This is a genomic window from Roseburia sp. AM23-20 (genome assembly GCF_003470905.1).
GTDB classification, from domain to species: Bacteria; Bacillota; Clostridia; order Lachnospirales; family Lachnospiraceae; genus Roseburia; species Roseburia rectibacter.
This window is the reverse complement of sequence record NZ_QRHS01000010.1, coordinates 109,743-123,795: the sequence shown is the minus strand read 5'-3', so window position 1 is coordinate 123,795 and position 14,053 is coordinate 109,743. Positions and strand designations below refer to the sequence as shown.

The following is a 14,053-nucleotide window of genomic DNA, read 5'->3' as shown; positions in this document are numbered from 1 at the left end:
TAGAAACTATGTGGTTTTCAGCCACTTTCACGGCTGTGCCGTGAATAATATAGGATTAACATACACTTCTTCCCCAAACATTATAATTGCATTTTTGACATTTCATGTTATACTACATCTATCGCAATTCGATCTGATTTCCATTCAGTCATTTTTCTGAACACGCTTCTTATTACTTCCGGCACTTCGCCTGCTATTTCAGAAAACTATTGTGAAAATCACTTAATTTTTTATAATCAAAGGAGAAAACTATGGGGAAAACAAAAGAAAACGCAGCCACACCAGACACGTTTTTGTGCAGAAAAATACCGGGATGCCTTATTCCGCAGGATCGTCAATGAACGTTCCGTTTTGCTTGAACTGTACAACGCACTGAACCAGACCAGTTATGACGATGCAGACGAACTGATTTTTTTCACAATCGATGATGTGATTTATTTCGGCAAACAATACGAAAGCTATATTAAACAGAATAACCTGAACATTTATGGAAAAAAGCTGCTCAAACTGCCATTTCCGCAGTTTGTTATTTTTTATAATGGCATCGAGCCACTTGAAAATGGGAAAGATTACATGGAACTGCATCTTTCCGATGCATTTGATTATGAATCTAAAGCAGTAAACGGTCGTCCCTGCTTAGAATACACGGCTCGCATTTACAACATCAATTATGGCCATAATCAGGAACTGATAACACGATGCCGCACATTAGAAGAATATTCTATTCTGATCAGCCGGATTTCTTCAAAAGTCAGGAGTGGTGCATCCTTAGAACAGGCTGCAGATACCGCTGTTTTAGAATGTATCAAAGATGGCATCCTAAAAGATTTTCTCACCAAACACAGATCGGAGGTCGTTGGAATGTTATTAGAAGGATTTGATATGGATGAATATATTAAAATGGAACGCCGGGACAGCTATGCGGATGGTCATGAAGATGGATTAGCGACGGGCATAGCAGCAGAACCTTTACTGCATATGCCCATTTCCCTGATGCATTTTTATTTCTCTGACAGATCTGTATTTCGTATCTTATCCCTGATCCGAAGTATCATAGACGGCGATACGGAAAGTTCGTCAAATCCCATCCGAAGGAATGTCTCTGTGAGTGTTTCATCTGCACCAAGTTCTCCGCAGATACCGACCCAGCATCCTTCCTTATGTCCATTGTCCACAACCATCTTTAGCATCCGAAGAACCGCTTCATGGTGCGAATCATAGATGTTATCCAGCTTCGGGTTCTGCCTGTCGATCGCAAGTGTATATTGTGTCAGATCGTTTGTCCCGATCGAGAAGAAATCAACTTCCTTTGCCAAAAGATCACTGATCATGACTGCTGCCGGTGTTTCGATCATAATACCGAGTTCCACATCCTTATACGGAATGCCGTCGGCATCAAGTCCTGCTTTCACTTCCGCAATGATCTCTTTGATCTTTTTCACTTCATTTACAGAAATGATCATTGGAAACATAATTGCGATCGTTCCATAATAACTTGCACGGTATATCGCACGAAGCTGTATCTTAAAAATTTCAGTGCGGTCAAGACAGATCCTGATAGCACGGTAACCCATTGCCGGGTTTTCTTCTTTTTCCAGTCTAAAATAATCAACCTGTTTGTCCGCTCCGATATCAAGTGTGCGGATGATCACTTTTTTGCCTGCCATATTTTCCGCAACCGTCTTATATGCTGCAAACTGTGCTTCCTCTGTCGGATAGTCCTCCGACTCTAAATAAAGGAACTCACTCCGGAACAATCCGATGCCGCCCGCATCATTGGAAAGCACATTTGCCACATCGGAAACACCTCCGATATTCGCATAAAGATTGATCTTTGTGCCATCCTTTGTGATATTTTCCTTCCCTTTTAATTCCTGAAGCAGACGTTTCTTCTGCTCATTTTCTTCTTTTAACTTCTGATATTTTGTTTTCGTATCCTCATCCGGTTCTACGAAAAACTTTGCATCAAATCCATCTACGATACCGTACTGCCCGTCCACACCATCTTCCGGGAAATCAACTCCGATCAGTGCCGGAATATTCATGGTGCGCGCTAAGATCGCAGTGTGGGAATTAGTGGAACCGTGCCGCGTTACAAAAGCAAGTACCTTTGATTTATCAAGCTGCACTGTCTCACTCGGCGCAAGATCATCTGCTAAAAGGATAAATGGTTCATCCCCGCCTAATCCTGCATCACTGTTTCCCTGTAAAATAGAAATCACACGGTTGGAAATATCTTTTACATCCGCAGCACGTTCTCTCATATAGTCGTCATCCATTGCTGCAAACATCTGCGCAAAATTATCTCCTGTGGAAGCAACGGCAAATTCTGCATTGACCTGCTGGGCTTCGATCATGTTTGTGATCGACTCTATATAGTCGAGATCATCCAGCATCATCTGGTGCATCTCAAAAATTGCCGCATTGACTTCACCGACTTCCCTGACTGCTTTTTCATAAAAAACACCAAGCTGTCTTTTGGCTTCTTCTTTTGCATCCTCAAAACGCTTTTTCTCTGCTTCTATATCTGTTATCTTTGTTCGCTTTACTGCATTGTCTGTCTTATGATAAACCGACAGTCTGCCCATGGCAATTCCACCAAATACACTTTTTCCGTGCAGTTCCATGCCCGTTACCTCCATTTTAGATTTTTATTTCCGTTTTTATCAATTTTTTACAGATTTGCTTTCAAAAATGCCTCGATTGCAGCACTTGCTGCCTCTTCGTTCTCGCCATCTGTGCAGACTGTGATCTCCTCACCGCATTTTACGCCAAGTCCCATAACTCCAAAAATACGTTTTGCATCTACTGCTTTTCCATCTTTTGCAATGGTAACGCTGCATGGAAATGATGCTGCTGCCTTTACAAGTGCTCCTGCCGGTCTTGCGTGGATTCCCTCTTTGTCTGTGATCACATATTTAAATTCTTTCATGATTACTCCTTTCCCAAACCGCATTTTCTTTTCGGGCGGTTCCATTTACCTGTGAATTTTATTTTATTCCGTTTCCTATCTTTTTGATACATCTTTCTTTAAAAGTCCAAGGATCACGCATCCTACAACAGAACCAACTGCCAGGGATACAAGATATAACAGTGGATGACCTACCGTTAAGAATACGAAGATTCCACCATGTGGTGCCATTAATGTACAGTTAAATGCCATGGATAATGCTCCTGCTACTGCCGAACCAATGATGCAGGACGGAAGCACACGCAATGGATCAGATGCTGCAAACGGGATCGCTCCCTCTGAGATAAAGGAAAGTCCCATGACAATATTTGTCGGTCCCGCCTTTCTCTCTTCCTCAGTAAATTTGTTTTTAAAGAACATAGTCGCAAGTGCGATTGCAAGCGGTGGTACCATACCACCGACCATAACAGCTGCCATGATATTGTAATTGCCTGCTGCGATAGATGCTGTACCAAATACATAAGCTGCTTTATTTACAGGACCACCCATATCTACGGACATCATTCCGCCGAGCAGTGCGCCAAGCAGGATCGCTTTTGCACCGTTCATGCTATTTAATCCATTATTGATCATGACATTCAATGCTCCGATCGGAGGCTCTACAATATAAGTCATGATTACTCCGATCAAAAAGATACCAATGACTGGATAAAGAAGCATTGGTTTGACACCCTCTAAACCTTCCGGAAGTTTTTCAAACAGTTTCTTTAACAGGCGTACCAGATAACCTGCAACAAAACCTGCAACAAGGGCGCCAAGGAAACCGGATGTTCCATTTGCCGCGATCGCTCCGCCGACAAAACCGACCGCAAGACCAGGACGATCTGCAATACTCATTGCAATAAATCCGGCTAAGATCGGAAGCATAAATCCAAATGCAACACCACCGATCGATTTAAACATTGCTGCTAAAGGTGTGATCGTACCAAAATTCGAACGCTCCTCAAACGGAAGACTGTTTAAGTCTACTGCAAAACCATCGATCAAAAATGCGATCGCGATCAGAATACCACCACCGATAACAAACGGTAACATATGTGAAACTCCGTTCATCAGGTGTTTATAAATCTGGTGTCCGATACTGTCAGATTCTTCCTCACTATCCGCTGCCTGGCCGCTTCCTTTTGCCTGATACAGTGGAACATTGCCATTTAACGCTCTGTCTAACAGTTCTTCTGCCTTACTGATTCCATCGGAAACCTTACACTGGATCACCGGTCTGCCTGCAAAGCGATCCATCGGAACCTGTGTATCTGCTGCAACGATGATACATGCAGCCTCTGCAATTTCAGCTTTCGTTAATACATTTTTTGCACCGCCGGAACCCCTTGTCTCAACCTTCACACGGCATCCAAGCTCTTTTGCTTTTTTCTCAATATTTTCTGCTGCCATATAAGTATGTGCGATTCCATTCGGACATCCGGTTACAGCAAGGATCAGTTTTCCATTATCTGTGGTTTTCTCCTCTGCTGCTTCTTTCGTATCTGCACTGTTCTTTTTTTCCTCTTCGGTGTCTTTCTCGGCTTCTGCCTGATCGATCACGCTTAAAAATTCCTCGACTGTCTTTGCATTACGAAGCCCATGCGTAAAATTCTCATCCATCAGAAGAACGGACAATTTGCTCAGTACATCCAGATGTACATTGTCTTCTGTATTAGGTGCTGCAATTAAGAAGATCAGGTCAACCTTTCCTCCATCTAACGCATCAAAATCCACCCCATCTTTGATAACCATTGCTGCAAGACCCGGTTTGCTGACTGCATCTGACTTACAATGTGGAATGGCGATTCCCTCACCAATTCCGGTCGTTCCTTCTTCCTCTCTGGCGTATACGCCTTTGCGGTACTTCTCAACATCGTTGATCTTTCCGCTCTTAGCCATCAATGCAACCATTGCATCAAGGGCTTCGTTCTTTCCATTAACTTTGCCATTTAAATCAATACTCTCTACGGCAAGTAAATCCCTGATTTTCATGCTTAATCCTCCTTGTTTTGCGAAGCAAAATGCGACTGCCCTTGCAGGAGCAGAGGATTTTACTCCTTGTTTTGCGGAGCAAAATGCGACTGCCCTTGCAGAAGCAGAGGATTTTACTCCTTGTTTTGCGGAGCAAAATGTCTGCTATGCATGCTATGCCTAATAGCTTGCATAGCATGTGCCCTTGCAGGAGCAGAGGATTTTACTCCTCCTACTTAAATATACCTTTGTTTTTATCTAAAAGCGCCAAAACTTCCGGCTCTGTTGCCAGTTCTTCTGAAAATGCCGATGCGCTTCCAGTACATACCCCCATCTGAAAAGCTTCTTTATAGCTTCCAGTCTTCAAATAACCTGTTATAAATCCGGCCACCATGGAATCCCCGGCGCCAACAGAATTGACAACTTTGCCTTTCGGTGTCTCCGCCTGAAAAACGCTTCCATCTTCAGCAACAAGCACTGCCCCGTCACCCGCCATGGAAACCAGCACATTTCTTGCACCTTTTTCCTGCATCTTCTTTGCATAAGTGATGACGTCTTTTTTATCTGTTATTTTTACACCGAAAATCTCGCCCAGTTCATGATTATTCGGTTTGATCAAAAATGGATGATACTGTAATACATTTACGAGCAGATCTTTCGTCGCATCCACAACAATCTTTAAATCTTTATCTGCGAGATATTTCATAATGTCCATGTAAATGGTCTGCGGCATCACATCTGGAATGCTTCCCGCCATAATGAGAACATCTCCGTCGGAAAGACGATCCAGTTTTTCATAAAGTGTTTTGATATCTGCTTTTGATATCGCCGGTCCCTGTCCGTTGATCTCGCTCTCCTCATCAGAGCGCATCTTTACGTTAATTCTTGTCATTCCTTCTTTTACCGGAATAAAATCAGCATTGATTCCTTTTTCCCGGATCAGACGTTCTAACTCTGCTCCGGTAAATCCGGCATAAAAGCCAAGTGCTGTATTTTCCAGTCCAAGATTTTTTAACACCATGGATACATTGATACCTTTTCCACCCGGAAAGATTTTTTCCTCTGATGTCCGGTTGACCATTCCGCTGGTAAAATGCGGAACTGTCACAATGTAGTCCAGTGATGGATTAAATGTGACGGTGTAAATCATTTTTCATATCTCCCTTCTGCATTTCCTGCACTCTGATTTTGCAGGCTTTCAATCTTTTTATATCTCAATCACGTTTTTACTTTTCCGGTAGGCCGGTTTTGTAAGTCCTGTCGTGATAATTTTTGCACTCTCAAACGGAGCAAACGTTACGCTTGATATCTGGTTGAATTTACTGTCATCTGCTAAAATATAACAATCTCTGCAGTTTTCCATGGAGCGTTTTTTTACGAGCGCTTCTTTTAACTCCGGTGTGGAAAATCCGCGCTGCATGCTGATTCCGTTTGCTCCCCAGAATCCTTTTGTAAAATTGTATTTTTCAACCGATGAAACGGCTTCCTCTCCCACGATCGCCTCAGTTATCGCTTTAAACTCTCCACCGAGGATATATACCGTACATCCTTTCTGTGCAAGTTTTTTTGCATGTGTGATCGCATTGGTCACAAATACTGCCTGTTTGGTCGTGATGAAATCAATCATCAGATCCGTCGTCGTACCTGCATCAATATAAACAAAATCTCCAGGTTCGATCAGCCCTGCCGCATATTTTGCGATCTTTTCTTTTGCACCTTTGTTCCGTTCTTTTCGCTGCATGACTTCGTCATCCTCGGTACTATATGAGGTATTTTTTAAAATTGCACCTCCGTGTACCTTGATGAGCTGACCATTTGCATCCAGTGTATTTAAATCTCTTCGTATTGTCGACTCTGATGCATCCAGTTCTGTCATGAGCTGCTGAACGGTTACGCTCCCCATACTTTCTAGTATGGATAAAATTCTTGAAAATCTTTCTTCTGTCAGCATATCTTTTCCTCCAATTTCATTCACAACCGTTCAAATTCGTTCATCTTTGATAGCTTTATTATATGATTCCATTCCGTCACAGTCAATCAAAATCCGTCAAAATCATTCACAAAAATTCATTTTAAAAATTGTGAAATATGCAAAAAAACTGCCGCAAGAATCAGTCCTGTTTCTTTACCAGGAAGCTGTTTCTTACGACAGTCTTTATATTTTTAATCTAATTTATACTAATCGCTGCTTTTTCACACTGCTTTCCGTGATTGCACGATCATGACCGTTTTACTCCCCTTTTTTAAAACGTGCGATCGCGTCTTTGACGTCATCCGCAAAAATTTCAACCACCTCTGCATTTTTCGTCTTATACCGTATGATACCCATTTCCTCAAATGTCTGTCCGGCAATATAACACCGCAATGCCATCAGTACGCCACTGTGCGTTACGATCAACACATCTTCCGTCTCCCGTTCTAAGATCATTCCGAGTGTATCAAGCGCACGCCTCAGCACTTCATTGTAACATTCTCCATGCGGTGTATGGACATAACGCCTGTTGGCATCCCAGTCCTGATACTCTTTCGCATTTTCCTGCGTAATGCTTTCCCAGCTTCTGCCTTCCCAGTCGCCCATATCCATTTCCCGCAGACCATCCGCCGCAATACATGGAATATCAAGCGCGATCGCCGCCTCCTGTGCCGTCTGTGCTGCACGAAGCTGTGGGGATGTATATGCCCGCACAACCTGAAGAGTCCCTTCCTTTTTCCGATCCAGAAGCATGTCCGCAAGCTCTTTTGCCTGCTGCTTTCCTGTCTCATTCAACGGCACATCTGTCTTGCCCTGTATTTTCTTTTTTACATTCCAGTCCGTCTCTCCGTGACGTACAAAATATAAAATCATTGATTTCTCCTCTTTTGGGTGATGTTGTCATAAATCAAGTATAAACAATTCGTTTTGATTTGTCTATGTGAATCCGTGCAACGGCAGATCCTTCTTGCAATTTATGATTTCCCCATGTATACTACATCTATCGCAATTCGATTTTATTTCCATAAAATCATTTTCTGAATACCACTCTTTTCATTCCGGCATTTCGCCAGCTATTTCAGAAAACTATTGTGAAAAACGCTTAAATTTTTTATAATAAAAGGAGAAAACTACATGGGGAAAAACAAAAGAAAACGCAGTCACACAAAACATGTTTTTGTGCAGAAGAAGTACCGGGATGCCTTGTTCCGCAGGATTTTTAATGAGAAATCGGTTTTGCTGGAGTTATACAATGCCCTGAATCAGACAGATTACGATGATGCAGATGAACTGATCTTTTACACGATTGATGATGTAATCTATCTCGGATATAAAAATGACGTGTCATTTATTGTCCGTGGCACATTAAATCTGTATGAACACCAGAGTACCTTAAACCCCAATATGCCGATCCGTGGACTGATCTATTTCGGCAAACAGTATGAAAGCTATATCAAACAAAATAACCTGAACATTTATGGGAAAAAACTGCTTTCGCTGCCGTTTCCGCAGTTTGTTATATTTTATAATGGAATTGAACCGTTGGAAAATGATAAAGATTACATGGAACTGCATCTTTCGGATGCGTTTGAATATGCAAAGCAAACCCCAGTGGAAACGAATGTGGTATCTAATTCCAATGTGCAAAATACCCCTGGCTCTTTCAGCACCCGCCCCTGCTTAGAATGTACTGCGCGGATTTACAACATTAATTATGGACACAATCAGGAATTGATGGCGCGATGCCGGACTTTAGAGGAATATTCCATTCTGATCGGCAGAATTTCTTCGAATGTCAGAAACGGCATTCCATTAGAACAGGCAGCGGATACCGCTGTACAGGAATGTATCAGGGACGGTATTTTGCAGGATTTTCTTATCAAACACAGATCGGAGGTCGTTGGTATGTTATTGGAAGAATTCGATATGGATGAATATATTAAGATGGAACGCAGAGACAGTTATGAGGATGGACATGAGGATGGATTAGCCGAGGGCAAACGTCTTGAGCAGTTACACGTCGTCCACAACATGTTTCAAAAAAACATCCCTGCCGAAAAATGTGCCGATCTACTTAATCAAAACACTGATTTTGTCAATAAAGTATATTCTCTATGTCAGGCTCACCCAGACTGGTCAGATGAAGATATTTACAATGCATTAAAAGAAAAATAAAGCTTTATTAAAATTCCTGTAAGTATATCATTTTATCAATATCTCATACTTGCAGGGATCTTTTCTTTCTATTCTACTTGTGTATAATAATATCTTTATGTTCATCCACCGCAATTCGATTTTATTTCCATAGAATCATTTTCTGAATATCACTCTTTTTCATTCCGGCATTTCGCCAGCTATTTCAGAAAACTATTGTGAAAAACACTTAAATTTTTTATAATCAAAGGAGAAAACTACATGGGGAAAAACAAAAGAAAACGCAGTCACACAAATCGGAGGTCGTTGGTATGTTATTGGAAGAATTCGATATGGATGAATATATTAAGATGGAACGCAGGGACAGCTATGAAGATGGATTAGCGGAGGGGAACCGTCTTTATCAATTACATACCATTCACACCGTTCGCAACATGTTCCAAAAAAACATCCCTGCCGAAACCTGCGCCGACTTGCTTGACGAAGATATCGCTTTTATTAATAACGTATATTCTCTATGCCAGATGCACGCAGACTGGTCGGATAAAGATTTTTACAACGCGTTAAAAGAAAAATAAGTCCATTACATAAAAAACACCTGTAATTACATGCCCGGCAACATATAATTACAGGTATTTTATTACTGAAATATTTCTTTTTTACAGATCACATAGGAAATAACTGCCACGATCACTTCCGTCACCCAGAATGCATGCCAGACACCGGCAGCTCCAAATATTTTGCTTAAAATAAATGCCAGCGGCAGGATCACTATGATATACCTGAGCACTGAAATTACTAACGACTCTTTTCCTTTTCCAAGACCTTCTAATGCTCCTGACACAGTGACAGATACCGACGATGCAATAAATCCAATACTGATCAGACGCAGTGCCTCTTTTCCATACAGAATCGTCTCCGGATTACTCGTAAACAATCCTATGAGAGTCTGCGGAACTGCCAAACAAAGTATTGTCCCGATCACCATGACTCCGGCGATCAATATCAGTGCCGATCTGAAAATATCTTTCACACGTTTTTTCTCCCCTGCACCATAATTATACCCAACCAATGGGCGCATTCCCTGCACCACACCATTTCCTGTCAGATATAAAAATGTCTGCAGCTTAAAATAAGCCCCAAGAACAAGTACATAACTTGCAGAATAAACAGCAAGAATCGCATTTAATGCAGAAACCTGGATTGACGGAAGCGCAAGACTCAATGTTGCAGGCACACCGATTGAATACATTTTTCTGCTAAGTGCTGCATCCGGCGTCATATCTTTCAATCTTACTTTTACCGGAATTGGATTTAAAATGTAAAACATTAAATAACATACCAGAGATATGATCTGACCGATCCCAGTTGCAAGTGCTGCTCCACGGATTCCCATTTCAGGGAAAATTCCGATACCAAATATCATAAGCGGGTCTAAAATAATATTAGACACGCATCCAACCAGCATACAGAGCATAGATGTTTTCATTCGCCCCACCGACTGAAAAATCTTTTCAAAACAAAGACCCGCTGCATTCGGTACTGCAAAAATAAAAACAATCTTTGCGTACTCTGTTCCCATCTCTATGATAGATCTTTTATCTGTAAACATGGCAAGAAAAGGTGCTGTGATTGCAATGCAGACTACCGCCAGAACAAATCCATGGATCATATTAAAAAGTGTTCCCAATGACGCCGTTTTATCTGCGGTATTATGTTTTTCTGCTCCAAGAAAATATGCGATCGTCGCATTGATTCCGATTGCAAATCCAATGACAACCGCATTGACCAGATTCTGCAGGGGAAATACTAAAGAAAGCGCCGTCATTGCATCCTCGCTGATGCGGGCAACAAAATAGCTGTCAATGATGTTGTATAGAGCGTTAACTAACATTGAAAATGTCATCGGCAATGCCATAGAGATAACAAGCGGCATGACCGGTTTTTCTTTCATAAATTTCTGGTTCATTGTGTAATCCTTTCGTTACTGTTTACCCGAAAGCCTGGCACCTGCCATCAAACTTTGGGGTTTTTATTCCTGTGCGCAAAAAAATGCCACACAGCTATAACGCCTTATAGCTGTGTGGCGAAAAATAGAGTTCATCACTCAAGAAAAGTCCACTCCATAAAAATGGTTTTGGAACTGTATTATAACCAGTAAATTTTATTTCTGTCAAGTAAATCTTATTTTGCAATATCAATACGCACCAGTGCTTTGCGAAGTGCAAATTCCGCACGTTTGACATCGATTGCCTCTGTCCGGTGGGCAAGTCGTTCCTCAGCGCGCGCACGCGCAGCTTCGGCACGGTTCTTGTCGATCTCATTCGGCCACTCTGCAATCTCTGCGAGAAGTGTTACCTTATCCGGCAGGATTTCCGCAAAGCCGGAATGTACCGCTGCGATCACGTCATCTTCACCTGTTTTATGAATCTTTACAATACCAGGTGCTAACACAGTCGTGAGCGGAATGTGCTTTTTATATACACCGATCTCACCGGAGGCAGTGGTAAACTCGATCATATCGCCCTCACCCGTATAAAAAACACGATCCGGCGTAATGATCTCTACCTGAAAAATTCTGTTTTCGTCTGCCATATACTATCCCCTTAAATCTACTGCATCTTTGCACGGACATCATCGATCGTACCTGCATTTAAGAAATAACTCTCCGGTACATCATCATGTTTTCCTTCAAGAATCTCTTTAAATCCACGGATCGTCTCTGCGATCGGAACATATTTTCCATCCAGTCCGGTAAACTGTGTTGCAACGAAGAACGGCTGGGATAAGAATCTCTGTACCTTTCTTGCACGGCTTACGACCAGTTTATCATCCTCGGAAAGCTCGTCCATACCAAGGATTGCAATGATATCCTGTAATTCTTTGTATTTCTGTAAAATCTCCTGCACACCGCGGGCTACCTCAAAATGTTCCTGACCAACGATACGCGGGTCTAAGATACGGGAAGTAGAACCAAGCGGATCTACTGCCGGATAAATACCAAGCTCTGCAATAGAACGCTCAAGTACGGTTGTTGCATCCAGATGTGCAAATGTAGTTGCCGGAGCCGGGTCAGTTAAGTCATCGGCAGGCACATAAACTGCCTGAACGGAAGTGATAGAACCGTTCTTCGTAGATGTGATACGCTCCTGAAGAGCACCCATCTCTGTCTGTAATGTCGGCTGGTAACCTACAGCGGAAGGCATACGTCCTAACAGCGCGGATACCTCAGATCCTGCCTGTGTAAAACGGAAAATATTGTCAATGAAAAGCAATACATCCTTACCGCCTTTATCACGGAAGTACTCTGCCATCGTAAGACCTGTTAATGCAACACGCATACGTGCTCCCGGCGGCTCGTTCATCTGTCCGAACACCATGGTGGTCTTATCGATAACTCCTGATTCTTTCATTTCATAGTAAAGGTCATTTCCCTCACGGGTACGCTCACCAACGCCGGTAAATACGGAATATCCACCGTGCTCGGTTGCGATATTGTGGATCAGCTCCTGGATTAAAACGGTTTTACCTACACCGGCACCACCGAACAATCCGATCTTACCACCTTTCTGGTAAGGGCAGAGAAGATCTACGACCTTGATACCTGTCTCTAACATCTCCTGGGATGTTGCCTGTTCCTCAAATGCCGGAGCAGGTCTGTGGATCGGCCATTTTTCCACACCGGTCGGAGGATCGATCTCATCGATTGGATCTCCTAATACATTAAACATTCTGCCTAACGTATTCTCACCTACCGGCACGCTGATCGGTCCGCCGGCTGCAACTGCATCCATTCCACGGACTAATCCATCGGTCGATCCCATTGCGATACATCTGACTGTATCATCGCCCAGATGCTGGGAAACCTCAACGGTCAATTCTTTTCCCGACTGTTCACCTTTTAACGGGATACGGATCGCATCGTTGATCTCCGGCAGATTGCCCTCTGTGAATTTAATATCCAGAACGGCACCGATAATCTGGGTAATCTTACCGATATTATTTGCCATCGCTTCTTTCTCCTTGTAATCATATTTTTATGCAGATTCCTGCGAAATATTTTTCCACTGTATCTGCCTGAACACAGCCGGCAATATTTCCTGATATAAAAATCTGCTATCCAGAGATTGCCGACGCACCGGCAATGATCTCTGTTAATTCCTGTGTAATCGAGCCCTGACGTGCCCGGTTGTATTTGAGCGTCAGATCACTGATCATATCCTCTGCATTGCTCGTTGCAGAATCCATCGCCTGCATTCTCGCACCGTTTTCACTGGCAACTGCCTCCACAAGTGCCCCGTAAAACAGGCTTGTAACGTATTTTGGAATGATCATATCAAGTGCTTCTGTCTCATTCGGCTCATAATTCATCAGAACGTTTGCCTCTGCTGCTGCACCAAGTTCTTCTTCATCAAACTCGATCGGTAACAGCTTCATCAGCTTCGGTTCGTGTACGACTGTATTTTTAAAATGTGTATACACCAGATAAATCTCGCCGATCGTGCCATTGGTATAATCCTCAAGCACCTTCTTGCAGAGTTCTGCCGCATCATCATAGGATGGTGACTCGATGATATAAGAATCATCTTCCTTAATATGATAACCACGGCGTTCTAATACCTCGCGTCCCTTTCCACCGATGGCATAGATCTCTACATCATCTTTGGAAAAGTCACTTCCCGTAACCAGCTTGATCAGGTTGGAGTTGTATCCACCGGCAAGTCCACGGTTGGATGTGATCACAACGATCGCTTTCTTTGTGGAAGTACCTTTTTTCAGATATGGATGATCGATTCCGCCTGATCTTGCAAGCATGGAAGTAACGGTCTGGTACATATAGTTCGAATATGGATTCGTCTGTTCTGCCCTGCTTTTTGCTTTCTGCAGTTTTACGGTTGAAACAAGCTTCATGGCTTTTGTGATCTGCTGCGTACTCTGTATGCTGCTTTTTCTTCGTTTAATGTCCCTCATTGAGGCCATAACAACTTCCTCCTTTTTTTGGC

General features: G+C 42.6%; 12 protein-coding genes. 2 read left to right on the top strand and 10 right to left on the bottom strand.

Going from position 1 to position 14,053, the window contains the following annotated elements; translation table 11 throughout:
• Window positions 1–1,001: 1,001 nt before the first annotated feature.
• From ptsP to DW650_RS09835, 6 genes are all read right to left on the bottom strand, one after another.
• Window positions 1,002–2,627 (bottom strand): phosphoenolpyruvate--protein phosphotransferase, encoded by a 1,626-nt coding sequence (ptsP, locus tag DW650_RS09860; RefSeq protein ID WP_243102921.1) that lies wholly within the window; start codon window positions 2,625–2,627, stop codon window positions 1,002–1,004.
• A gap of 47 nt (window positions 2,628–2,674) precedes the next feature.
• On the bottom strand, window positions 2,675–2,932 hold the full coding sequence (locus tag DW650_RS09855; protein WP_118209804.1) for an HPr family phosphocarrier protein: 258 nt from the start codon (window positions 2,930–2,932) through the stop codon (window positions 2,675–2,677).
• A gap of 75 nt (window positions 2,933–3,007) precedes the next feature.
• Entirely contained in the window at window positions 3,008–4,945 is a 1,938-nt protein-coding gene (locus DW650_RS09850; RefSeq protein WP_118209794.1) for a PTS fructose transporter subunit IIABC, read from the bottom strand.
• 211 nt (window positions 4,946–5,156) lie between these two features.
• Window positions 5,157–6,074 carry a 1-phosphofructokinase gene (gene pfkB, locus DW650_RS09845; RefSeq protein ID WP_118209793.1) on the bottom strand — a complete coding sequence of 306 codons (918 nt, stop codon included), beginning with the start codon at window positions 6,072–6,074 and terminating at the stop codon, window positions 5,157–5,159.
• A gap of 57 nt (window positions 6,075–6,131) precedes the next feature.
• The gene (locus DW650_RS09840) at window positions 6,132–6,875 is read right to left on the bottom strand and encodes a DeoR/GlpR family DNA-binding transcription regulator (protein WP_117922437.1); all 744 of its coding nucleotides are present in this window, start codon (window positions 6,873–6,875) and stop codon (window positions 6,132–6,134) included.
• Between the two features lie 279 nt (window positions 6,876–7,154).
• Window positions 7,155–7,769 carry a histidine phosphatase family protein gene (locus tag DW650_RS09835; protein ID WP_006855420.1) on the bottom strand — a complete coding sequence of 205 codons (615 nt, stop codon included), beginning with the start codon at window positions 7,767–7,769 and terminating at the stop codon, window positions 7,155–7,157.
• Between the two features lie 261 nt (window positions 7,770–8,030).
• On the opposite strand from DW650_RS09835, the gene DW650_RS09830 reads away from it, so the two are divergent.
• Window positions 8,031–9,071: a hypothetical protein gene (locus tag DW650_RS09830; RefSeq protein WP_118209792.1), complete on the top strand. Its 1,041-nt coding sequence runs from the start codon at window positions 8,031–8,033 to the stop codon at window positions 9,069–9,071.
• Between the two features lie 290 nt (window positions 9,072–9,361).
• On the top strand, window positions 9,362–9,628 hold the full coding sequence (locus DW650_RS09825; RefSeq protein WP_243102920.1) for a hypothetical protein: 267 nt from the start codon (window positions 9,362–9,364) through the stop codon (window positions 9,626–9,628).
• Between the two features lie 62 nt (window positions 9,629–9,690).
• Here the strand turns inward: DW650_RS09825 and DW650_RS09820 are convergent, their stop codons facing one another.
• The 4 genes from DW650_RS09820 to atpG all read right to left on the bottom strand — a co-directional run bounded on the left by DW650_RS09820 (window position 9,691) and on the right by atpG (window position 14,030).
• Window positions 9,691–11,019, bottom strand: coding sequence for an MATE family efflux transporter (locus DW650_RS09820; RefSeq protein WP_118209791.1), 1,329 nt, complete (start codon window positions 11,017–11,019; stop codon window positions 9,691–9,693).
• Between the two features lie 215 nt (window positions 11,020–11,234).
• Window positions 11,235–11,645 (bottom strand): ATP synthase F1 subunit epsilon, encoded by a 411-nt coding sequence (gene atpC / locus DW650_RS09815; RefSeq protein ID WP_118209790.1) that lies wholly within the window; start codon window positions 11,643–11,645, stop codon window positions 11,235–11,237.
• A gap of 17 nt (window positions 11,646–11,662) precedes the next feature.
• Window positions 11,663–13,060, bottom strand: a complete 1,398-nt coding sequence (gene atpD, locus DW650_RS09810) for a F0F1 ATP synthase subunit beta (RefSeq protein ID WP_117922432.1) — start codon at window positions 13,058–13,060, stop codon at window positions 11,663–11,665.
• Window positions 13,061–13,166: 106 nt separating this feature from the next.
• Window positions 13,167–14,030: an ATP synthase F1 subunit gamma gene (gene atpG, locus DW650_RS09805; RefSeq protein ID WP_118209789.1), complete on the bottom strand. Its 864-nt coding sequence runs from the start codon at window positions 14,028–14,030 to the stop codon at window positions 13,167–13,169.
• Window positions 14,031–14,053 lie beyond the last annotated feature (23 nt).